Here is a 22,808-nt window from a genome sequence, read left to right as displayed (position 1 = left end):
CGGAGAAGGTTCAGAGCTCGAATGTAAAAGCACCGATCCCGGAGGATCGGTGCTTTTGGAGTTTTTCGAGCCTTCAATTTATCGCCAAATTAAACCCGTTTTGAATGTAATAGAGACCTTGGTAAGCGACGTTGCGGGTCACCAGGTTGTTGAAGGTGGCGGAGCCGTTGTTCGTGTAGGTGTAGATCGCGGCGCCGAGATGCGGTCCGGAGAAACGGGAGGTCGTCACTCCGTCCAGGCCGGTGCCGTCGATGGTGATGTTGTTGAACACGATGCTTTGGAAGCCGCCGCCGTAGCCGAACTGGACTGCATCGCGCTGGCTGCCCAAGATATCAATGTTGTTGAACGTCACGTTTCGAATGCTGTCGCCCGATGCCTCCAGGTCGATCGCTCCGCGCTCTCCGTTGTACAGATCTTTACTGGTTCCGCTGTTGATGATCGTGGTGTCGGAGAAGACGATGCCGGTGTTGTTTTGGAAATGGTAGCCCGGGAATACGGTGTTCATGCGGATCCCGGAGCCGCCAACGGTGTCGATGATCAGGTTGTGGGTGGCTTTGTGGCCGCTGCCGCCGAAAATGCCGATCCCCCCCGCGCGCCAGTTGTTTTCAATCGTGTTGTACGAAAATTCGTTGTTCACGCCTTCCCGCGCGCCGTTCACGTTGCTGGTCCAGATCGCCAGCGCATCGTCGCCGTTATTGCGCAGACTGCTGTTGCGGACGATGGAATTACTGGTGCCTTGGGCGAAGTTCACGCCGTCGGCCAGGTTGTTGCGGATGCGGCTGTTTTCGATGATCAAGCCGCTCGCGTTTATGGCCGGCGTATGGGCGTAATCCCCGACCCAGAAGCCGCACTCGAAATGCTCCACCCACACGTCGTGGATTTTCGAATTGGTGCCGAAATTGTCCATAAAGGCTTTATAAATCGCTTCCTGGTTGTACCGCGACCGCAAATTCGAGTTCATGTAGATGTTACTGAAATCAAGCTGGCCCGAAATGCGAAGCGAGATCCCGCCGCCGGCCTTATTGGGATTCGTAAACTGCAGGTTCGTATACCAGATTCCGGCGCCCGTAATCTTCAGGTTATTAATCATGCTGGTGGCCGAACCGATCTCCCACATCCCACCCAAATGGAAAGTTCCTGCGGGAATGTATAACGTTTTTCCTTCGGCAACCGCTGCGTTGACCGCCGATCGGAATGCGGCCAAATCGTCTTGCCCATCGTTTGCGACGGCCCCGAAGTCGGTGACGGCAACCGCATTCGCCGGACGCTGCACTTCTGCCGGAACCTGCTCGATCTCAAGGAAGTCGACGCCGTACTCGATGTTGTCGCCGCCCTTTTGAATGCGAATCGTATCGCCCGGTTTTAGCGGAGTATCCAGCTTCCAGTGGACCTCGTCGAACCGAAACAGCGGGCGTCCCGAGCCGGGGGCATCCGCCGGTTGATCGCCGGAGAAATACTGCCAGCTGTAATAGGAGGTCAGCGGGACATTTTTCACCTTGGCACCGTTGACGTAGACGTCCAGCGAGCCGTTTTGCCCCATCCCGCCCGAAGAGTCAGGCATGGTGAACCGCATCGTCACGCCGTCGCCGCCTTGACCCTGTTTCACTGTCCACTGAGCATAGGAGCCGTTCGAAGGCAAGGTGACATATTTTTGACCGGAAGCCTCAGAAGCAATCAAGGCCTGATCAAAGGTTGGCGCGCTCATGAGCGCCGCGCCGCCGCCACGGGTCGCCTCATCGGTGTCGTAGCGGAAGTATGGCATGCTTGCGCCGCGTAGGGCATACACCGTGAGCATGGTCGAAGCGGTATTGTTGTCTCGTTTGACCGCCAATTCGTTGGCATCTGCGGCTACGGTCACTTGTACGCTATAACTGCCGTCCGCCGCTGTCCAAGTTCCCGGAATGGCTACATTCGTACTGGAACCTGCAGCCAATGTCCCGTTATACGAACCGCTCAGCGTCTGCACCGTAGCGCCGGCGGCATTTTTGAGCACTACCGTGGTGCCGTGGGAGCCGCCCGCGGAAGCGATCGTCCCTTGATTTTTCAAGTTTACGTTAAAAGATACCGCATCGCCCGCCACCGGATTACCAGGCGTCCAGGTTACCGTGCCGACCAGGTCGGAGCTGGCCACCGGCGCCACGACGAGCGGAGTCGAATGCGTGTAACTGTTGTTCGCTTCGTTCAGCTCGATGACCGCATTGCTTTCATCTACTTTAACGTTAACCGTGTAGGACGCTGCGGTTTTTGCGCCGATGTTCACCGAAACCGTTGCTTCAGTTCCTGCGGCCAAAGCACCTACCGGAGCCGTCCCGGCTAATGTACCGTTCAGGTAGAAACCCACGTTCGTTGCCGAAGAAGCAGCCGTACCGCCATTTCTAACAGTGGCGCTCAAGGTTACGGCATCGGTTTCCACCGGGGAAACCGGGGACCATGAAGCCGAAGTGACGGTGAGATCCGGATTGGCGGCCGGCATGCCGAATACTTGGAATTCGGCGATTTGTCCGCCAGGCGCGCCGGTATTGGTCGTGAAGCGAAGCTGCACGCTGCTCGCCGTACCGCTTACGGGAATCGTCACGGTGTTTTGCGTAGCCGGGTTAAAGGTGTACTGCGCCGCAGAAACGAGGTTCGTAAACGATCCGGCGCTTTGTCCCCGTCCCAACACCTGAATCGTTTGCGTGCGCGTTCCCCATTGGCTCGATGGGTTCAGCTTGAGCACGACCTGCGACAGGTTGGCGTTGGCGCCCAAATCTACGGTCAGCGTGCTGGGATGACCATTTCCTTCCCAGTAGGTCGATAAATTATCGTCGTTGGCATTGGCGGCTACAAAAGTAAAGGTGGACGAGGAAGCCAATATCGGCTTGCCCGACGCCAGATTCGTGCCGTTGCCTCCTCCGTCGGAGCCGGTCCGCGTTACCGTATTGCTGGGCGCGGATGTATTGCCTGCGGCATCCTTGGCGACGACATAATAGGCGACGGTGGCGGCGGCCGGCTGGCTGTCCGTAAAGCTCAGCGTCGAACCTCCGACGCTCCCGCGGAGCTGCCCGTTGGCATAGACGTCATAATCGGTTACGCCGACATTGTCGGCCGAAGCGGTCCAGGCCAGGCGGATCGTCCCCGCATCGGGCTGGGTCAAGGCGAGTCCGCCCGGAGCCGTTGGAGCCTGAATGTCCGCCGATCCGGCCGGTACAAAGTTGAACCAGTTGAGGTTGAAATCGAACCCGCTGGCGTAAACGCGCAGCGTCTGCGCTCCTGCGTTCAGCGTGACGTTCGCGGTAACGGTTTGCCAATTTTGCCAGCCCCCGGTGTTTGGCACTGCTGTCGTGGCGAGCGTCGTCGTGCCGGAGCGCAATTGAATCTGCCCCGACGAAGAATTGCTGGCAACGCGGTATTCGATCGTGTAATTGCCTGCGGTCTGGACATTCACCGTGTAATCAAGCCAATCGCCGACTTGAATCCAGCCGACATTTTGTCCGCCGCCGGTATCGGAGGTGTTTTCCATCTGGATGCCGTTCATGGAGCTGAAGGCTTCGGCTTCGATTTTACCGGGAATGGCATGAGTTTCCCCGCCGGGTTCCTCGGAACTGCCGTACACTTCGAACTCGGAGAGCTGGGCCGCTGGCCAAGCCGTATTGTTCGTTACGAGAATTCGCACATAACGGGCGGAGGCCGTGGCGAAATCGATCGCGACCGTGTTTCCGGTTCCCGGTTCAAAAGTGTAACCGGCCGATTCGGCGATCGTCGAAAAGTCGGAGCCGTTCAGGCTTCCCTGCACCGATAGTGTCTGGGTGCGCGTCTCCCAGCCTGCCGGCAGCTTCAGGACGACTTGGTCGATGCCGGTCGCGCTGCCCAGATCCGCTTGAATCCACTGCGGGAAGGCGTTGTTCGTGCCTTCCCAGTACGTGCTTTGATTATTGTCGAAGGCGTTTGAAGCTATATAGACGTCGTTATACCCGCTGGCCGCGCCGGCTTTCCCCAATGCCAAGTTCGGCCCGCCGGCGGCTTGAACCGCGGACGAACCGAGCGGCGATCCAAAAGTGACAGCCAACATTGCCACGATACATAACCATGCCCGAAATTTTTTCATCATTACCCTCCAATGCAATTTTTCCGATCGACTTGTCCCCATTCCTCGCAATAAGTAAGCGATTCCAACTTTGGACCGATCTATCCCGGCTTACAAGACCAAAATGCACATTAGCCCCTCCTTTGCTAAATATTTGAAAGTACGCCTACTTATTACCAAGATCGTAAATGCCTTTTCCTTCCAAATAAAGTGGCGCTTCTACGTGAACCGTGTGTTTTATTACGGAAAAAGAATACTATGAAAAGAACATACATTCCTTATGTTGTTTTTTTATTCCATTGATTACACTTTATAGTATATCGATAAATTTGGAGGTGGTATGGATGAGTCTTTCGGAAAGAGAAACAAGAAGGTTTGAGGATTACAGTAAAAGAAACCGTTCTATTTTTTCTGATCGTGTCGTTGAGAGTTTTTTTCAGAACAATGAGAATATCGAATTGCTGCTGTCGGCGGTTGACGGCAGCGAGTACAGCTTACGCCAATTAAACGAAAATTTCCGCAAACATTTCTTTCAAATCCGATTCACGAAATATCTCGCTTCTACCATCCAATTTTGCGCGGTGGATCAATTGCGGCATAATCGTAAAAATAAGACAAGGAATCAGCTTATCTTCGACCGGCCGATTTCCGACGAGGATCGTACTACCTTGGGCGAACGTATGCTCAGCGGACAAGCCCTGCCGTTTTCGGAGCCTATCATTACGAATCCGGGAGCTTTCCAGGCTTCCATTAATAATAGGGAATTGGCCATAGCCTTTTCGTCGCTGACTCCAAAACAGCAATGGATTATTACGTTCTCCTACGTTTTATGTTATAAGGATAACGAAATATCGCGCATGATGGGCGTTTCGCAGCAAGCCGTCAGCAAGTCCCGCAGCCTGGCGCTAAAGAAACTCCGGTTCGCCATAAAAGGGAGGGGGTGACATTATGAACAGCGCAGAACCTCTGACTTATTTGCTCACGGCGATCAGCCAAGTCGGATTTCCGATCGTGCTTACCGGTTACTTGCTGATTCGATTTGAAAAGAAGCTGGAGAATTTGACCGAAACAATTTCCCGGCTTATCGATGTCATTAACAAAGATCCGAGCGAAGAAGGTCATGGAGATGGAAAATGAATTGTATGATCTGGTGACTCGCGCGCAAAGCGGCGACCATAAGGCCGTAAACGAAATTATTCAATCATTTATGCCGGCGATAAATAAAGCTCGCCATAAATCCGATCCTATAGACAGGGACGATGTCGGACAGCAAATTGCCGAAATCCTCATCAAAAAAATCATGGGATACGATTTGACGCAAATTCCGGATTTTCATGACTTTTGCCGAAACCTCATCGAGGAGCATCGGCAGAACAAGGTAGATCTCTTCCCCGGCGAGCTTGAAACCGAGGATGATTTCGCTCTATGAAAACAATGCATCCCCATTATGATTGGACGCTGGTGAAAGCTGGCGTCCTTTTCAGGTTTTTACTTTAAGTTACAGAAGACACATGTCTTAAAAACAAAAATGAGAGGATTTAAAAATACAACTTTTGGTAAAATAGGATTAATCGGTTAACGCCAAAGCCTTATTTAACGAATGGGAGGAAATTCGGTGAAAAGACTTTTAAGCATCCTGATGCTCTGTATTTTTGCGTCAGGATGCGCCAGCCAGAATCAGCCTGCGTCCGCTTCCCAGCCCCAACCTTCGGAGCCTCATAAGCTGATGCTGCTTTCCGAGAGCCCGGACAAGACCGTCGGCATTCTGGCGGACACAAGCGCGGCAGGCGATATGTTAAGTGGATTAACCTTGAGGATCGGGGGGCAGGAAAAAAAATTGGAGTGGCAAAACGTAGTTAACCCCAGCTACTACCCGGAAATTCTGACGGGCAATCTCGATAACGATCCCGAGGACGAAGTCGTCGTTGTGCTTACGAAAGGGTACGGAACGGGGACTCGGGCATCGGAAATTCATGTCCTTAATCGCGATTTCAGCGAATTCTCCGTGGAGGATCCGCTAAGCGCCGTCAAGAATCGGGTGAAAACTTCGCATATTCAAGAAGACGGTAAACAAATTTATGCATTGGCTATCGACGGGAAGACGTTTAAAAAGGAATACGCCGAGTCCGATGCGGGACTGTGGTTTAATGATGTTACGCTTGGAAATGTGATCCAATACAGGTTGCAGGATAATCATGTCATTGCGGAAGTTTCCGCGCAAGCATCTCCGGGAATATTCCTGGGGACTGTGGAGGCGAAGTATAAGGCGCAGGATCAATCATTGCGCGTCGATTCCATTGACTTTAGCGAAACCTCGGAATAACAAAAAAGCAGCCCTGTACCAAGGGCTGCTTTTTTGGTTCGAAATTAATACCCTTCGACCCGGAAGAAGGTGTGATTGCCGATAACGACCTTCTCCACGATCTTCCGGTTGCCTGTACCGAAATTCCAATATTCCGAGCCGCCGCTTTTGATGACATTGTTCCCGTATAAGGTATTCGTCACGAACCACAGGCACTTTCCGATCGGATTCGGGCTGCGGGTTGCGCCCAGCGCCTCGCTGACGCAATCGTCCCAGGCGCTGGAGCTTGTGTCGGGCTGACGGGCCGAAGCCGTCGTCATTCCTTCGAAAGCTCCTGATTTCAGGCAGACTCCTTTGTAGGTATCACCGCCGAATTCGGACAAATTTTTAGACACCCGATTACTTACGGCCCATACAACCCCCGCTTTTCCCGTCTGTGATTCGCCGCGGGCTTCGGAATAGATTAGCCGAGCCAACACATCCACCGGATCAAGCGGATCAAATTCCGTCAAACCTGTTAAATTACTTACCGGATCGCCCCATGCCATTGCCGTTACCTCCCAAGGTTTATTGAAGCTTGGCCTTAGCTTCTTTGGCTAATTAACAGCTGTTGATATATAAAGTGTGAGAAGGGGAGGAAAAGACAACCTTTGCGATTTTGCATTTTTTCATTAACCTGCTGCCTGGTATTGACCGGTTGCTTAGGGGAATCTCCGGCATCGTTTCTCGCTTTTGCTTAATTTAGTGTAATGCGGACTTCTTTCGTTTTGGGCGCTTGCGAGTCAAACCATTTTTGTAAGGTTGCAAAATCGGAATCAGGCGCGTCCGGAACCGTAATATTAAACTGGTTGCTGTCAATCCACCCGTAATTCCGAATCGGCCACGTCGGGACTTCCGAGAACGCTTTGTCCAATGAAGCGGAGGAAAAGGGGATTACCCTCATTTTTTCGAGGTCGACCGCTTTGACGATGTTCCGAATCACCGTTCCCCCCTCGTTATAAGCGTAGCGCACCAGCCATTTTCGGAGGTCCGGCGAAATTTTGTAATCCTCGAATATTCCGGAGGGAAGCTCCAGGCTCGTTGTAGCGGCTTCGCCGATTTTGACCAAAAGGGTGGAACATTGTTTGTTGCCGCAGTTGTATTTCAGCAAAATGTACTTTTCCGGCTTGGGTAGGGGGATTGGTTCGTACTGCGTTCTTTTGATTTCGGTTGCCTTGTCGATTTGAGCATCAAGGTAAGCTTTATATGAAGGGATGTCGTTCAGGTTCACTTGCAAGATTTCTCCGCTTTCGAGTTTTATGCGAAGAAATTCCGCTTGCGGCTCAGGCGCGTTAGCTCGGGCGAGATGTCCCATCGATACCGGGATGCTTTTAGAGAACGGCTGCCGCCAATCTGATAATACAAATAAAATAGCCGCAGCTCCCAATATAGCGGAAAGCAAAATCAGTTTTCTCTTCATCATGCGTCGCCCCTTTAATCTAATTTCTGTTGGAGATTCGCTTTGCAGGTTGATTTTTAGCTGCATTCTCTCACTTTAAGAGTATTCCCAAAAAAAAGGAGAGATGGAGCATGGCACTTACGGATAGCGTGAAGGACAAGCTGTTGCAGAACACGGGTTTTTTTGAAGGAGACAAAGGTTACTCCACCGTAACCGGCAATTTTGATGGTCAGGGCATTTCGTTCGGCATTATTCAGTACAATTTCGGTCAGGGCACCCTGCAGACGCTGCTGCAGGAATACATCAAGAATTACGAATCGGAGTTCAATGCTGTTTTTGGCTCCAAAGCCGCAACGCTCAAGGATGTGGTACAAAAATATTCGAAAGCGAAACAAATCGAATGGGGAGCCAGCATTTCCAGCGGCAGTACTGTGGTAGCCGAATGGAGAACCCCATTCGAAAATATGGGGGCCAAAAGCGCTAATCAGACGCTTCAAAAGAAACATGCCCAGGAATATTTTGACCGGGCAACCACGTACGCTTCAAAATTCGGCATTATCAGCACCCAAGGTCTTGCATTTTTGTTTGATCAAGCGGTACAATCCTGGAGCTTCAACGGAGAAGATTCCATAATTGCCGAGATCATGGATATGGAACTGGCGTGGAGACATGACGGCCAGCCCGGAAGATTACCCGATTACGAGCGTTTGTATTCCGTATTGAAGGGGGTTAGCGGTGCCGACCCCATCGCCCGGCGGACCGCGATCCGAACCGGAACCGGAACCGTACACGGCAAAGCCTACAACGCGGCATCCTTCGGAATATCTTACAGCACCAATTTTTAATCGCCTTCGGCCACTCCTCCTTTCGTGAGGGTGGCCTTTTTCATGAATGGAACAGCTTATATTATAATGAAAAAATAGAAAGATTTGTTACGAAATCATGACATTCCCTCCTTGCCCGAACAGGGATTTTTTTCTTGTTGAATAAAGAACGTATGTTTGCATATAATACAAACAAACGTTCTTGTTTGGAGATGGTGCTGGTGAAAAAATACATCGGGCAAATCGTGGAAATTATCTACATGGACCGTGCCGGCAAAATCACGCAGCGGCGCATCGAGGTTCATGCCGTTCGCGGCAATCTGGTGCGGGCGACCTGCTTGACTTCTAACGAACCCCGGGCTTTTCGGATCGAGAATATTTTGGCCTGCCTTCCCTCAAACCATGGGCGGCACGGCGTCTCCTGAAGTTGGAACTCGGCAAACTTAAGACGCAACGGATGCGCACACCCCTTCGGAAAAATTAGCTGGAGGAGGGACGCATTCCCCTATTTAGGGCCGTTTTCGCTTTTGCGAACGGCCTTTTTTGCTTTTTTCGGATATTATCGTAATTCTATGGGATATTTCCCGGACTCTCGGAAGGCTAAAATTACATTAAGGGTTGGCGCGTATAACGGACCTTGCGCTTGTCTTTCTACCAAACATTATAACGTTATATTTATCAAATGGCATTCTTGTGTTATGCTAAACCCAATTTCAAACATGATCACGATATATTAAAAGAGGCGAGTATAGTGAACGAAAGATACGTGCTGCGCAATGTGAAAAGGGTGAACGGGGAAGAAATCGACATCGTCATCGAGGAAGGGAAAATCGCCGAAATTACCGAAGCCGGTCAGGCTCGCGGCAATCGGGAACGGGACGGATCCTCCCTTTACGTATCCAGCGGCTGGATCGATATGCACGTCCACGCTTTTCCGGAATTCGATCCGTACGGAGATGAAATCGACGAGATCGGGGTGAAGCAAGGCGTCACGACGATCGTGGACGCAGGCAGTTGCGGCGCGGACCGGATCGGGGATCTCGTGGCAAGCGGCGGGCAGGCCGATACCAACCTTCTGGCGTTTTTGAACATCTCGCGGATCGGGCTGAAACGCATCGACGAATTGTCGCAATTGGCCTGGATCGACCGCGACCGGGTGATACAAGCGCTTGCCTCTTACGGCGATTCCATCGTCGGCTTGAAAGCACGAATCAGCCAAAGCGTGGTCCGGGAGAACGGCGTGAAGCCGCTTCGCGCCGCGCGGGAGCTTTCGCTCGAAACGGGGCTGCCCCTGATGGTGCACATCGGGTCGGCGCCGCCCGATATCCGGGAGGTGATTCCGCTCCTGCAGCGAAAAGATATCATTACCCATTACCTCAACGGCAAAGCGAACAATCTTTTCGACGCTTCGGGAGAACCGCTCCCCGTATTGGCCGAAGCCATCGGCCGGGGCGTTCATCTCGATGTGGGGCACGGCACGGCGAGCTTTTCCTTCCGGACGGCCGAGGCGGCCAAGCGTCACGGGATCGATCCGGATACGATCAGCACGGACATTTACCGGGGCAACCGTTTGAACGGCCCGGTATACAGCATGGCGAACGTGCTAAGCAAATTCCTTTACCTCGGTTATCCGCTCGAGGAGATCATCGCGGCGGTTACCACGCGCGCTGCGCAGTGGCTGGGAAGAGCCGAATTGGGGCGCATCCGGGTTGGGGATCCAGCCCATTTAACGTTGTTTGCCGTCAAGGAAGAAAAGACTGTGCTGATCGATTCGGAGGGAGAGCGGTGTGTCTCGGACCGCCGGATCGAAGCAAAAGGAGTGATTGTCCATGGAAAATTCATTGAATGCGAAATACGGGCTTAAGCGCGTCATCAACGCCAGCGGACGGATGAGCATCCTCGGCGTGTCCGCGCCGACCGACACTGTGATGGAGGCGATGAAGCAAGGCGGCCAAAGCTACGTCGAAATCGCCGACCTGGTCGATAAGGCGGGGGACTATGCGGCGAAGCACATCGGTTCCGAGGCGGCGGTCATCGTGGGTTCGGCGTCGAGCGGCATTGCCTTGTCGGTAGGGGCCGTCGTAACCCGAGGCAACCGGCGTCAAAGTTTGCGTTTGCATCAGGAGGAAATTCCTCGAAACGAAATCATCATCCTGAAGGGGCACAACGTGCAATACGGCGCTCCGGTGGAAACGATGGTTTACCTCGGCGGCGGCAAACTGGTTGAAGTTGGCTACGCCAACGAAGGCCGGGTGGAGCATATCGAGGACGCGATCGGGGACAAAACGGCGGCGATCCTATATGTGAAATCGCACCACGCGGTACAGAAGAACATGATCTCCGTCGAAGAAGCATGGGAAGTAGCGAAACGGAACAATGTACCCATGATTGTGGATGCGGCGGCGGAAGAGGACCTGCAAAAATACGTAAAGGTTTCCGATCTGGCGATTTATAGCGGCTCCAAGGCAATCGAAGGCCCCACTTCCGGGATCGTCGCCGGAAAACGCGAGTGCGTGGAATGGGTGAAGGTGCAGCTGCACGGCATCGGACGGAGCATGAAGGTGGGCAAGGAGACATCCTTCGGATTGCTGCAGGCCCTGGACGAATACGCCGTCAAACCAGACAATAGCGAACGGGAAAAAGCGGCTTTGCAGACGTTGATGCCGCTCAGCGATCTCCCGGGGATCCGGGTTTCGATCGTGCAGGACGAAGCCGGTCGGGCAATCTATCGGGCGCGGGTGCAGGTCGATCCGCAGCAGGCCGGAATCACCGCAAAGGAAATGGCGTATGCCCTGCAAACCGGCGAGATTGCGATTTATACCCGGGATTACGGGGTAAGGCAAGGGTATTTCGATATCGATCCTCGTCCGCTGCTGGGCGACGATATCCAGGTGATTGCCGCAAAAATAAGCGAATTGGCAGGGGGACGTTAGGATGTCGCAGATCGCAAAAAGATTTTATAAAAAACGGGTGGCCCTCAATGTGCTGGCCAAAGATATTCCCAACGCCAAAGAAGTGTTCGAAGCGGCGGAGGGCTGCGTGCTTGTTGGGGTCCTTTCCAAGGACTACGCCACGGTAGAGGAAGCTGTGACGGCGATGAGAGCTTATGGCCGGGAAATCGACAACGCGGTGTCGATCGGCCTCGGCGCCGGCGATAACCGCCAAGCGGCGGCCGTCGCGGAAATTGCCGGGCATTATCCCGGCAGCCACATTAATCAGGTGTTTCCGGCCGTCGGAGCGACACGGGCCAATCTCGGCGCGCAGGACAGCTGGATCAACAGCCTGGTTTCACCGACGGGCCGAGCCGGTTACGTGAACATATCCACCGGACCGCTCAGCGCCGCGCAGGAGAAACAGGCGGTCGTTCCGGTGGAAGCGGCGATCGCGCTGGTGCGCGATATGGGCGGCAACGCGTTGAAGTTCTTTCCGATGCAGGGGCTCAGCCGCGAAGACGAGCTTCGCGCCGTAGCGGCAGCTTGCGCCGAGGCGGATTTTGCCCTGGAGCCGACCGGCGGCATCGACTTGGACAATTTCGAGGCGATCTTGCGGATCGCTCTGGAAGCCGGCGTTCCGCAGGTGATTCCGCACGTATATACTTCGATCATCGACCAGGCGACAGGCAAAACGCGGACCGAGGACGTGCTGCTGTTGACCGGAATCATGAAGAAGCTGGCAGACCATTATGCCTAAGCGCGTAGCGGCCTTCGGCGAAGTCATGATGCGCCTGCAGGTGCCGGGCTATGAAACATTGGCGCAGGGAGATACGCTGAAATATACGTTTTCGGGCACCGGCGTCAATGTCGTGTCCGCGTTAAGCCGCTACGGTAATGCCGGCACGCTGGTCACGCGTTTGCCGGACAATCCGCTGGGCGACGCCGCGATCGCTTACCTGCGCAAGCTGGGCATCGATACCGCCCGAGTCGCAAGGGGCGGCAAATACGTCGGCATGTATTTTTTGGAGAATGGCTTCGGAGCACGACCTAGCCGCGTTACTTACTCGAATCGGCTGGAAAGCAGTTTTAACGTCGCGCCCGAAGGGGCTTACGATTTCGCGGAAATCGCCGCATCGATCGATGCGGTCCATTTCTGCGGGATTACGCTGGCGATGAACGATGGCGTACGCGCGCAGATGAAATCGTTCGCCGAAGCGGTCAAGCGGCGGGGCGGCCAGGTGATTTTCGACTGCAATTACCGACCGTCGCTGTGGGGAGAAGACGGCTATGCCGCAGCCCAGCCGCATTACGAAGCGATGTTGCGGCTGGCGGACATCGTGATGATGAACGAAAAGGACGCCATGCTCACGCTGGGGATGGCCACGGTCCGGCGGGAACGGGAGGAACAGCTTGCGGAGCTGATTCCGGCCGTGGCCAAAGCGTACGGCATCTCCGTGATTGCCGGGACGCACCGCCGGGTCCGTGGCGACAATACCCATTCGCTGTGCGGGTTTTTGCACAAGAACGGTAAGCTCGTCTTCTCCGATCGCTTGACGTTTTCCGTCTATGATAGAATAGGGGCAGGAGACGCTTTCGCCAGCGGGATTATCCATGGCGAGCTGGAGGGGTTCACCCCGGATCGAACCGTCCGGTTTGCGGCGGCTGCGGGAATGCTGGCGCATACCGTACCGGGTGACACCCCGATGGCGACGGAGGCGGAAATCCTCCGGGCGATGGAGCAGCCCGCCGTAGGCGATGTGGAAAGGTAGGGAAAAGGGCCGTGAGTTTGTCCCGCAAAGATAGACCGTTGTATTTGCAAATTAAAATCATCCTGAAGGAACGCATTCTGTACGGCGTTTACCCGCTGGGAACGAACATTCCTTCCGAACCCCAGCTCGAACAGGAATTCGCCGTCAGTAAGGTAACCGTCCGCGGCGCGATTCAGGAGCTAGTGCAGGAAGGTTTCTTGGAGAAGGGCAGCGGCAAGGGCACCAAGGTCATCCGGAACAAGGCCGCCTCCAAGTGGTCCAAGTGGAAGCACTTTACGGAGATTCTGGTGGAGGAAAGCCATCAAATCCGCAAAGAGTGGCTCAGCGTCGAAACGGTGCGGAACGAGACGGGATCCGGGCTTCACGAATTGTTCGGGGAGCGGTGCCTGAAGCTGGAGCGCGCGTATTTCCTTGATGGCAAGCCTTATATTTTTTATGAGCATTACGTGGCGCCAACCATGAAGGAACCGGAGCTGGATGATTTTCGCGATTGTTCGCTTTACGAGTTGCTGGAGGAGCAGGGAGTGTCCCTGGACAAACTTCGGGACGAATTCGCGGTATCCCTTCCGCCGGATAAGGCGAATCGGTTTTTGCGCTTATCCGGCGGGGTGCCCGTGCTGAAGCGGTCGCGGTATTCGCGGGATGCGCAGGGGAAGCTGGCCGAATACAGCATCGGCTACTACAATACGGAGCTGCAAAATTACGTCGTTGATTATGACGCGTGAGCGCGGCGGTTTGGACAAGACCATGAAAGGCTGTCCTGGAAGCGGATCCGCCCCTTTCGAGACGGCTTTTTTTAAAATCAAAAAATTTGTAATTCCAGTGAAGTCGAACGATTCAATCATCTGAACAAACTGCGGTAGACTGTCCTTCCTTGCTCGAATTGATCGAAAGGGAGACGAAAGCTGACAGACAGCTTGAGGAAGACCGGATGGTGTTGTATTTTGTACAACAATTTAGTCTATCCCAGGATTTTCGGGCCGAATTGTTGTATAAAGTACAATAAAATGGCTTCAACTGGTTTAAATCACCCCCAATTAACCCCAGATTGTTGTACGAAGTGCAACAATCTGGGGTTTTTAAGCATTTATGTGCCTAAATAGTGTATGAGATACAACAATCGGAGGGTGGCAAGGTCGGGTGGTAAGATCGGGTGTAAAACTGCTCCCATTTAACGGACCAGTGAGACTAGAGACTTATTGACTCGAAACAGGTCTCTCCGGAGTTCTCGGAAGATTTCGGGAATTCTCCGAAAGATCGCTGCAGTCCGCCGTCCCCGCGAAAAACCATCGGGATTAATCAGATGTTTTCGAAAGTTTATGGGATATTTCCTCCGGAAGGCCAGGACTATAATAGCAATAAAGATCAAAGAATGTTTATCATAGGGTTTCACATGAGGAGGAGCATAGATGAAGATTACGAGGCATCCGGAAAATCCGATCGTGGTACCGGGAGGTTTCGAATGGAGAAAAGTAACCGTATTCAATCCGGCGGTGGTCATCGATAACGGCAAGTTTTACATGATTGAACGGACGGCGGGCTCGCTGACGCCGTGTAAAAACTACCTGGGGCTGCTGGAAAGCGAAGACGGCGTGCATTTCACCCACGTGAAGGACGAGCCGGTCGTCACGCCGGACATGCTCGGGTTCCCATACGGCAGCGTGCAGGACCCGCGGATTGTGAAGATCGACGAAACGTTCTACCTGAACTATGCGCTGCGGCCGTGCGCGATGAATTATTACCCGACGGGCCGGGGCGTGCCGGAGCGCTCGATCCCCGACTACCCGGACGGATGGGGCGAACAGGAAGGCCACTGGTTGACGCGTTCATCGATCCTCTCTTCCAAGAATCTAATCGACTGGGAGTTCGTGGCCGACACGACGCCGCTTGAGATCAACGATCGCGACAACATCCTGTTCCCGGAGAAAATAGGCGGAAAATACGTGATGCTGCGTCGGCCGGAGGAATATGTGGGGGAAGCGTACGGGACGGAAAAAGCGGCGATATGGATCACCCGCTCGGATGATTTGATCCATTGGGAGAATCCGAAGCTGCTGGCCAAAGCGGAAAACATGGCGTGGGAGTCGCGCAAAATCGGAGGATCGACGCCGCCGGTACGGACGGATCGCGGATGGCTCGTGTTGTACCATGGGGTGGACAATGAGGTGGTGTACCGCGTCGGCGCCATGCTGCTGGATCTGGAAAATCCGGAGAAAATCATCGCCCGCACGAGAAATTTTATCATGGAGCCGGAAACGTATTACGAGAAATTCGGCTACCAGATTCCGAACGTGATTTTCCCGACGGGGAACGTTGTGAAAGACGGACTGCTGTATATTTACTACGGGGTGACCGACACGGCGATCGCGCTGGCGACGGTGCCGGTTGAGGAGCTCGTTGATCACATCCTGAACGAACAGCAAGCCTGAGTGCTTGCCTTAAAATGACCGCGTAAGGCGGTTATTCTAAGAGTCAATCTTGCAAGCGCTTACTGAAAGAAAATGAAAAATTGTTTTCGCAAGGACAAGCCTAAATACAAATTTTATGTAATGTTATATGACATGGTTTCTGAAATTTTCGCATATTTCATAAAAATCATCTAAATATTTCGGATATAATCGAAGATTTGTGGGATATAGTCGAACGAATACTGCTTTTATAATAAGTAATATAACAGGTTCGGAAATGAAATCGTTCATATCCTGTTATGTTTGTGGACTTGTTCCAAATAACAAGAGAAGAGGGTTGATTATGAGCAAAACTCAGAGAAGCAAAAAAGCGGTACTGCTCGGTTTGGTTGCGGTGCTGACCCTGTTCACGGCGGCCTGCGGTAAGGAAAACGCGGCGGGCGGTAACAACGCTAATGCCGGCGGCGCAGGCGAAGCGGAAACAATTACCTTGAACATGATGCATCCTTGGACTTCGCCAAACGTGGATAACGAAGTTTACAAAGCGCGGATCGCCGAATTCGAAAAGCAGCATCCGAACATCGTGATCAAGCAGGACGGCGTGCCGTCCGCCCAATACAAAACCAAGCTGCGCACCCTGGCCGCCGCCAACAATTTGTCGGACATCAACGTCGTTTGGCCAGGCGCTGATTTGGCCCCGCTCGTGGCCGGTAATCTGCTTCAACCGATCAACGATATGATGGACAACTGGGGTTCGATTTTGCCGGAAAGCGCTCTCTCGGGTTTCAACGTGGACGGCCAGCAGTATGCGATCCCAACCAAACAAAATTTCGTGGATATTATTTACTACAACAAAGAAATGTTCGCCCAAGCGGGTTACGACCAGTTCCCCGATACCTATGATAAATTCATCGATGCGGTGAAAAAACTGAAAGCGGCGGGGATCACCCCGATTTCGCTTGGCAACAAGGAACAATGGCCGCTGCAGTCGTCCTACATTTCGATCATCGGCGACCGATTCACGGGCAGCGACTTCCTGCCGGCCGTGCTGGAAGGCAAAGCGAAATTTACCGATCCGGAGTTCGTCAAGGCGCTTTCGGTGATCGACGAGCTGACGAAATTGGGAGCCTTCAACACGGACGCCAATAACATGGACTCCGTCCAGGGGCAGGATTATTTCATTCAAGGCAAAGCGGCCATGCATATTTCCTCCGCGACCGTTGACGGTAGAGTGCGGATCAACAACGAAGAAGGGGACAAGTTCGGCATTGCCCTGTTCCCAAGCGTGGAAGGCGGCAAAGGCGACCCGAAAAAGAGCGCGGGAATCGTGCAGTACGGCATCGCCATCAAGAGCGGGCTCGACGAGAAGAAGAAGCAGGCCGCCGAAGAGTTCATGAAGTTTTTCGTGAATGAGGACCTTTATAAGGAATTGATCAGCAACGGCGTTGTCGTTCCGGCGAAAGTGGACATTCCCGAAGACGCAAGCCCTTATCTGAAAGAAATGCTGGCGTTGACCGGCAACGGAACGGCCCCTGTGTTCGACAGCCTTATTCCTACGCAAGTGGTCGACGTTCTGCAAAACGGCCTTCAAGCGCTGATGGTGGGCCGGACCACGCCGGAAAAATTGGCCAAAGAAGTTCAGGATGCCATGGATAACATGAACTAAACCGCATCCATGGGTCACCGTAAATCCATATCTTGCGCCATTCAAAATCGATGCGTGATAGAAAACCCGATTCCCGGGTTTTCTTCATTCATCGGGCTTGAAACCTAAATTCGACATAAAGGAGGGAACCTCAGATGCAAACGTTACGAGGAACGAAGCTGGCGATTTTTCTCGGGTTATTTCCGGCGCTGGTCATTTATGTGGGCATTGCCATCGTTCCGATCGGTTTGTCGCTGTATTATTCGCTGATGGATTGGAACGGCATCGGTTCGATGAAGTTCGTGGGCCTCGATAATTTCGTGAAAATCTTGGGCGACGACACTTTTTGGCTGTCCGTCAAAAATAACGTCATCATCATGGTGACCGGCCTGATCGGCCAAATTCCGCTTGGTTTGTTGCTTGCGCTTCTGCTGAACCGCGGGTTGAAAGGTTCCGGATTTTTTCGGACGGTCGGCTTCATGCCGGTCGTCATTTCATCCGTCATGGTGTCCCTGATCTGGGGCATGGTTTACAACACGGAGTATGGTATGCTGAACAATTTGCTGGGCATCATCGGCCTCGACGGCTGGAAGCAGAATTGGCTCGGCGACGACCGGTGGTCGATGCTGTCGATCAGCATCGCGTACATTTGGCAAAACTGCGGGTTGTATATGGTCATTTTCCTGGCCGCGCTGCAAAATATCCCCGATGAGGTAAATGAAGCCGCCGAACTCGACGGGGCGACCGGGCTCAAACGCACCTTTCGCATTACGATACCGATGATTCGCAGCACGCTTATGGTTGGGATTGTTTACAGCATCAGCAATTCCTTCCGCGTATTCGACCTGATCCAGATATTGACGGGCGGCGGGCCGGCGCATCAAACCGAAGTCATGACGATCCATATGTACAACAGTGCCTTCATGAATATGCGTTACGGTTACGGCAGTGCGGTATCGATCCTGATTTTACTGTTCAGCTTGATCGTCATTTCGTTGATTAACCGGTTAGGCCGAGAAAAAGATGCTTGAGGAAGGAGGGAGCAACCATGAATAAGAAGTCCGTAGGCTTCCGAATATTTGCGTACACTTTTCTAAGCCTATTCGCTATTATGAATATAGTTCCGCTGTTTTGGATGGTGGTAAACTCTTTTAAAAAAGAACAGGAATATGCGGCCAGTCCGTTTTCGCTTCCGGAAACTTTACAGTTCTCCAACTACGCGGAGGCGTGGAAGGTTGCGAACATGAACGTTTATTTTCTGAACAGCCTTTTCGTTACGTTTGCGTCATTGATCGTGACTGTATTTTTCGGGGCCTTGGCGTCCTATTTTTTATCGCGTTTTCAATTCAAACTTCGCGGGTTAACCTATGGAGTGTTCCTCCTCGGCATGCTTGTGCCGATTCACGCGACGTTGATTCCGATTTTTCTGATCATGCAAAAACTGCATCTGCTTGATACGCATTTATCGCTGATCTTGCCGTACACGGCGTTCCACCTGTCTCTGACGATCATTATTCTGGAGGGTTTCATGCGGGGGTTCCCCAAAGATTTGGAGGAATCGGGCGTAATGGACGGGGCGGGAATTTTTCGGATATTCTGGTCGATCATTCTCCCGATTACCAGGCCTGCGATGGCGACCGTCATCATCCTCAACTTCATATACAACTGGAATGAATATTTGTTCGCTTTGGTCTTGATCAGTTCGTCCGCCCTCAAGACGCTGCCGCTTGGCCTGGCTAACTTCGTCGGCATCGAAACGGCGAGTCTCACCCTGCAAATGGCGGCGCTGACGATAGCTCTCATTCCGATCATCATTTTTTATCTGCTCTTGCAGAAACAGCTGGTTACAGGCATGACGGCGGGAGCGGTCAAAGGCTAAGAAGGAGGCAGCGTTCTCGGTACCGACAACCAGACCTTTTGAATTTCAATTGTAATTTACGACCTAACATCACGACCAACGGAGGCGAGCGCGATGACGAGCTGCGCAAGGATACTCGGCAGATTTGGCTTAAAACGGAAGGCGTTTGTCATCTTCCTGCTCTTCGTCATCCTGCCGACGTTTGGCGTTGGCGTGGTCGTGCAATATCAATTTAATCAGGTGCTGCGGGATCAGTTCATCAATTCGACCAAGCGAAATCTCGACAACGTCGTAGGCCAGCTCGGCGAGCAGACCAAAATGGTCGAGGATATTGCCAATTATTTGATTTTGAGTCCGGATATGAGAAGCTTCCTGCGTACGTCGCCTCCGCTTGGCAGCGAGCAGCAAGCGGTCCTCAAGCGCAACATCGAAGATTTTCTGACGTTCCAACTGATGTCGAAAGGCTACATCCGGGCGATCGAAATTTCCGGCTTCAACGGCAGCTTCATCGAAATGGGCGAGCCGTTCAGCGGCGATGAGCAAAAATGGGAGCAGGCTGCCAAAGCGCGCAAGGGCGGGATTACCTGGACCGAAGGTTATGCGCTGCATAGCGACTGGAACGGCGAGGTCCGCGTCCTGTCGATGTTCCGCGTTCTTAACTCCTACAGCCAGATCACCAAACCGGTCGGGAGGCTGATCATTCGCTTGGACGAAGCGAGTATCGTGAGCCTGCTGGGAAAAGGGATATTCAAGGATGGAGCGGGGAGCGTGTTTATCGTTGGTGCGGAAGGCCAGGTGATTTTGGGATCGCGGGATCAATTGCCGGACGCGTTCCGGCCGGACGCGCGGCTTCTGGACAAGTTGTCCCACGGACGGGGAGACCTTACGTACGAGGTGGAAGGCCAACGTTATTTGACCCTTTACAAACGGATGGAGAACACGGACTGGAAAGTGATTGCCATGATTCCCGAGGCGAAGGTTTCCGAGGAATTCCGCGGGATCAAGATGACCATGCTGGTCATCTTGACGGCGATTCTGCTGCTCGGGTTGACCGCGTTGATCGGATTTCACTATACGATCATCCGTCCGATTTTGCGCCTCAAAAAGGAAACCAGCAAAGTCACCTACGGCGATTTCAACGCACGGGTGCCGGTCAATTCCAACGACGAGATTTCCGAGTTGAACCGGAAGTTCAATGAAATGGTATCGACGATCCAGCAATTGATCGAACACAAATACAAGCTGGAGCTAAGGGAGCGGGAATCCGAACTCAAACTGATGCAAAACCAGATGGATCCGCATTTTCTGTACAACACGCTCGATATGATCCGATGGACGGCGCGTTTGGAAAAGGCGTCAAAGTCGAGCCAACTGATCGAAATGTTGTCGAAATTTTTCCGTTCCAGCGTAAACCAAGGAAGCTACCAGACCACGCTGCGCAAAGAACTGGAATTTGCCCAGTCCTATTTGTACCTGCAGCAGCGGCGGCTCGGGGAGAAGAAGCTGAAATATACCCTCTATTCCGAGGCGGGCATCGAGGAAGCGGTTACGCTGAAGGCAACAATCCAACCGCTGGTGGAGAATTTCATCAAGCACGGTTTGGATCGAGGCAAACCGTTCGGCGAAGTGAACGTCCGCTGTTATGCCCGTGAGGGCAAGGTCCTGGTGGACGTCGTCGACAACGGCAAAGGAATGGATCCCGGAAGGGCGGAGGCCATCCGGAGCGACCTGGAACGTTCGGGAACGAGCGGAATCAGGGAGGGAGCCATGCACAACATTCACGAAAGACTATCGATTTTTTTCGGGCAGGATTACGGTTTGGAGATCGTCGACACTTCGGCCGAAGGCACGTGGGTACAGCTTCGTTTCCCCTATGCCGAGGCCGGCCATCCGGGAGGTGAGCCCCATGAATCCTGATCTTCGAACGAAAGCTGAGCCCGCCGGCGAAGGCAAACGCGTGAAAATGCTGATCGTGGATGACGAAGCGGTCATCTGCGAGGGGCTGCGTTATACGATCGATTGGGCAACGTTGGGCGTGGAAGTCGTAGGGGAAGCGTATGACGGGAAAGAAGCTTTGCGGGTTATCGAGGAACATGGCGTAGAGTTGGTGCTTTCGGATATCCGTATGGACGGCATGGACGGGCTGGAGCTGGCCAAGCAGTTGCGGCAGCGGCATCCCGCGGTTCAGGTCGTCATGATCAGCGGATACGAGGATTTCGAATATGCGCGAAGGGCGATCCGGCTTGGCGTGGGAGACTATTTGCTCAAGCCGGTCGACATCGAGGAATTGACCTCTGTCGTGAAAAAAATTGTTGCCGGCATACGAACCGGCGACAAGGAAGAGACAACTCGGGAAACCGGGCTGTGGCTTTCGGGAATGGCCCGGCACGGCTCGGCGTACGGCAAAGAACCGCCGCCCTCGCTGGACGGCGTCCAGTTCCGCATCATAGCAACCCAGCTAGCCGACTTTCACGAACGATTTGCCGATATGGAAGCGGCTCGGTACGAAGCGATCCAAGAAGCCTGGCTGCTCGGGCTGCACCGCCATCTGGAGGGAGCTGCGCTTCGGGCGGTATCCGTATTTGATCATGAAAACCTGCTTATGACCTTACTGACATCGAAGGATCGAGTTGAGCCGAACGCTTGGAACGAATCGCTGGCGATGGCGGTGGCGTCGCTCAATCCTGGAGCGGGAGGCCGGATTTACTGCGGCGCTTCTTCCGTTTACGAGGAACTGGGAGAAACCGCCGACCGCTGCGCCGAAGCGGTGCGCCTGCTGGCGCTTCATGTGCTGGACGGCCGCCGGGTCCTGACGGCCGATTACGGAGATGCGGCGATGTCCGGCCGGACGCTGCCGGGCTTCGATATTACGGAAACGGTGCAGGGACTCGTATCTGCGTTGTTTAAGCAGGATCGGGAGGAAGTACGCCGGTTGGCGGAGGACATGTTCCGTTTTTGCCGGGAATCGCGTTATCTGCTGCCGGAAGCTTGGAACCTGTACGAGGAATTGTTCGCGCTGCTGCGACAGCGCTTGCGCAAGAGCGGCATGACCGGACTGGATTACGGCCACCGGGGGCAGCCGGACCCGAATTTCTACAACTCCTACGCCGGACTCGAAACGGTGGTCCTGGAGGACATGAAGGAACTTCAGCGGCTGGTTGACCAAAGCGGAATCGATAAGTCTTATTGGATCGTCGAAAAAGCGAAAAGATTCATCATCGATCGCAACCGCACGGACCTCAAAGCCTCCGAGGTCGCCTCTTGGCTGAAAATCACGCCGAGTTATTTCAGCTATATTTTCAAGCAGAGCACGGGGAAAGGTTTTACGGAATACATGAACGAGATGCGGATGGAACAGGCCAAAAACCTGCTTGCTACGACACATGACAAGGTGTTCGAGATTGCGGACAAGGTCGGTTACAAGGAATACAAATATTTCGTGTCCGTGTTCAAATCGTATACGGGCATGACGCCGAAGGAATACCGAGGCCTGCGCGTCTGCAAGGATGCGTCCGCGGGCGAGGAAACGCCGGCAGGCAAGGAGACGGGAAAGGAATAGGAGGAGGCC

20 protein-coding genes are annotated in these 22,808 nt (G+C 53.4%); 17 read left to right on the top strand and 3 right to left on the bottom strand.

Annotated features, from left to right (window positions below):
- Positions 1-73: 73 nt before the first annotated feature.
- Positions 74-4,084, bottom strand: coding sequence for a carbohydrate-binding protein (locus tag ACI48K_RS09800; protein ID WP_475027418.1), 4,011 nt, complete (start codon positions 4,082-4,084; stop codon positions 74-76).
- Between the two features lie 323 nt (positions 4,085-4,407).
- Between ACI48K_RS09800 and ACI48K_RS09795 the strand changes: the two genes are divergently transcribed.
- The 4 genes from ACI48K_RS09795 to ACI48K_RS09780 all read left to right on the top strand — a co-directional run bounded on the left by ACI48K_RS09795 (position 4,408) and on the right by ACI48K_RS09780 (position 6,386).
- Positions 4,408-5,007 carry a sigma-70 family RNA polymerase sigma factor gene (locus tag ACI48K_RS09795; protein WP_475027417.1) on the top strand — a complete coding sequence of 200 codons (600 nt, stop codon included), beginning with the start codon at positions 4,408-4,410 and terminating at the stop codon, positions 5,005-5,007.
- 4 nt (positions 5,008-5,011) lie between these two features.
- Positions 5,012-5,200 carry a YvrJ family protein gene (locus ACI48K_RS09790; RefSeq protein ID WP_475027416.1) on the top strand — a complete coding sequence of 63 codons (189 nt, stop codon included), beginning with the start codon at positions 5,012-5,014 and terminating at the stop codon, positions 5,198-5,200.
- The gene (locus tag ACI48K_RS09785; protein WP_475027415.1) at positions 5,190-5,492 is read left to right on the top strand and encodes a helix-turn-helix domain-containing protein; all 303 of its coding nucleotides are present in this window, start codon (positions 5,190-5,192) and stop codon (positions 5,490-5,492) included. The genes ACI48K_RS09790 and ACI48K_RS09785 overlap by 11 nt, the downstream gene beginning before the upstream one ends.
- A 186-nt stretch (positions 5,493-5,678) precedes the next feature.
- Positions 5,679-6,386 (top strand): hypothetical protein, encoded by a 708-nt coding sequence (locus ACI48K_RS09780; protein WP_475027414.1) that lies wholly within the window; start codon positions 5,679-5,681, stop codon positions 6,384-6,386.
- A gap of 44 nt (positions 6,387-6,430) precedes the next feature.
- Here the strand turns inward: ACI48K_RS09780 and ACI48K_RS09775 are convergent, their stop codons facing one another.
- Together ACI48K_RS09775 and ACI48K_RS09770 are read right to left on the bottom strand one after the other, a co-directional pair.
- The gene (locus ACI48K_RS09775) at positions 6,431-6,913 is read right to left on the bottom strand and encodes a cell wall hydrolase (RefSeq protein WP_475027413.1); all 483 of its coding nucleotides are present in this window, start codon (positions 6,911-6,913) and stop codon (positions 6,431-6,433) included.
- A 188-nt stretch (positions 6,914-7,101) separates the two neighbouring features.
- Positions 7,102-7,827 carry a hypothetical protein gene (locus ACI48K_RS09770; protein WP_475027412.1) on the bottom strand — a complete coding sequence of 242 codons (726 nt, stop codon included), beginning with the start codon at positions 7,825-7,827 and terminating at the stop codon, positions 7,102-7,104.
- A gap of 107 nt (positions 7,828-7,934) precedes the next feature.
- Here ACI48K_RS09770 and ACI48K_RS09765 point away from each other — a divergent pair, with 107 nt between their 5' ends.
- The 13 genes from ACI48K_RS09765 to ACI48K_RS09705 all read left to right on the top strand — a co-directional run bounded on the left by ACI48K_RS09765 (position 7,935) and on the right by ACI48K_RS09705 (position 22,799).
- Positions 7,935-8,648 carry a lysozyme family protein gene (locus ACI48K_RS09765; protein ID WP_475027411.1) on the top strand — a complete coding sequence of 238 codons (714 nt, stop codon included), beginning with the start codon at positions 7,935-7,937 and terminating at the stop codon, positions 8,646-8,648.
- A 197-nt stretch (positions 8,649-8,845) separates the two neighbouring features.
- Positions 8,846-9,052, top strand: coding sequence for a hypothetical protein (locus ACI48K_RS09760; protein ID WP_475027589.1), 207 nt, complete (start codon positions 8,846-8,848; stop codon positions 9,050-9,052).
- 326 nt (positions 9,053-9,378) lie between these two features.
- On the top strand, positions 9,379-10,491 hold the full coding sequence (locus ACI48K_RS09755; protein ID WP_475027410.1) for an amidohydrolase/deacetylase family metallohydrolase: 1,113 nt from the start codon (positions 9,379-9,381) through the stop codon (positions 10,489-10,491).
- Positions 10,457-11,560: a DgaE family pyridoxal phosphate-dependent ammonia lyase gene (locus tag ACI48K_RS09750; RefSeq protein WP_475027409.1), complete on the top strand. Its 1,104-nt coding sequence runs from the start codon at positions 10,457-10,459 to the stop codon at positions 11,558-11,560. The genes ACI48K_RS09755 and ACI48K_RS09750 overlap by 35 nt, the downstream gene beginning before the upstream one ends.
- Before the next feature lies 1 nt (position 11,561).
- Positions 11,562-12,317: a 2-dehydro-3-deoxy-phosphogluconate aldolase gene (gene dagF, locus ACI48K_RS09745; RefSeq protein WP_475027408.1), complete on the top strand. Its 756-nt coding sequence runs from the start codon at positions 11,562-11,564 to the stop codon at positions 12,315-12,317.
- Positions 12,310-13,329, top strand: coding sequence for a sugar kinase (locus ACI48K_RS09740; RefSeq protein WP_475027407.1), 1,020 nt, complete (start codon positions 12,310-12,312; stop codon positions 13,327-13,329). The genes dagF and ACI48K_RS09740 overlap by 8 nt, the downstream gene beginning before the upstream one ends.
- A gap of 11 nt (positions 13,330-13,340) precedes the next feature.
- Positions 13,341-14,054, top strand: coding sequence for a GntR family transcriptional regulator (locus ACI48K_RS09735; RefSeq protein WP_475027406.1), 714 nt, complete (start codon positions 13,341-13,343; stop codon positions 14,052-14,054).
- Positions 14,055-14,738: 684 nt separating this feature from the next.
- Complete coding sequence (locus tag ACI48K_RS09730) at positions 14,739-15,758, top strand: glycoside hydrolase family 130 protein (protein ID WP_475027405.1); 1,020 nt, start codon at positions 14,739-14,741, stop codon at positions 15,756-15,758.
- A gap of 322 nt (positions 15,759-16,080) precedes the next feature.
- On the top strand, positions 16,081-17,403 hold the full coding sequence (locus tag ACI48K_RS09725; protein ID WP_475027404.1) for an extracellular solute-binding protein: 1,323 nt from the start codon (positions 16,081-16,083) through the stop codon (positions 17,401-17,403).
- 134 nt (positions 17,404-17,537) lie between these two features.
- A complete protein-coding gene (locus ACI48K_RS09720) occupies positions 17,538-18,413 on the top strand; it encodes a carbohydrate ABC transporter permease (protein WP_475027403.1) in 876 nt (291 codons plus the stop codon).
- Positions 18,414-18,430: 17 nt separating this feature from the next.
- Positions 18,431-19,261 carry a carbohydrate ABC transporter permease gene (locus ACI48K_RS09715; RefSeq protein ID WP_475027402.1) on the top strand — a complete coding sequence of 277 codons (831 nt, stop codon included), beginning with the start codon at positions 18,431-18,433 and terminating at the stop codon, positions 19,259-19,261.
- A gap of 93 nt (positions 19,262-19,354) precedes the next feature.
- The gene (locus ACI48K_RS09710; RefSeq protein WP_475027401.1) at positions 19,355-21,157 is read left to right on the top strand and encodes a cache domain-containing sensor histidine kinase; all 1,803 of its coding nucleotides are present in this window, start codon (positions 19,355-19,357) and stop codon (positions 21,155-21,157) included.
- Positions 21,147-22,799: a response regulator transcription factor gene (locus ACI48K_RS09705; RefSeq protein ID WP_475027400.1), complete on the top strand. Its 1,653-nt coding sequence runs from the start codon at positions 21,147-21,149 to the stop codon at positions 22,797-22,799. The genes ACI48K_RS09710 and ACI48K_RS09705 overlap by 11 nt, the downstream gene beginning before the upstream one ends.
- Positions 22,800-22,808 lie beyond the last annotated feature (9 nt).

The sequence above is a fragment of the Paenibacillus terrisolis genome (genome assembly GCF_056171975.1).
The sequence above is the reverse complement of the archived record's forward strand: the minus strand, read 5'-3'. Positions and strand labels throughout refer to the sequence as shown.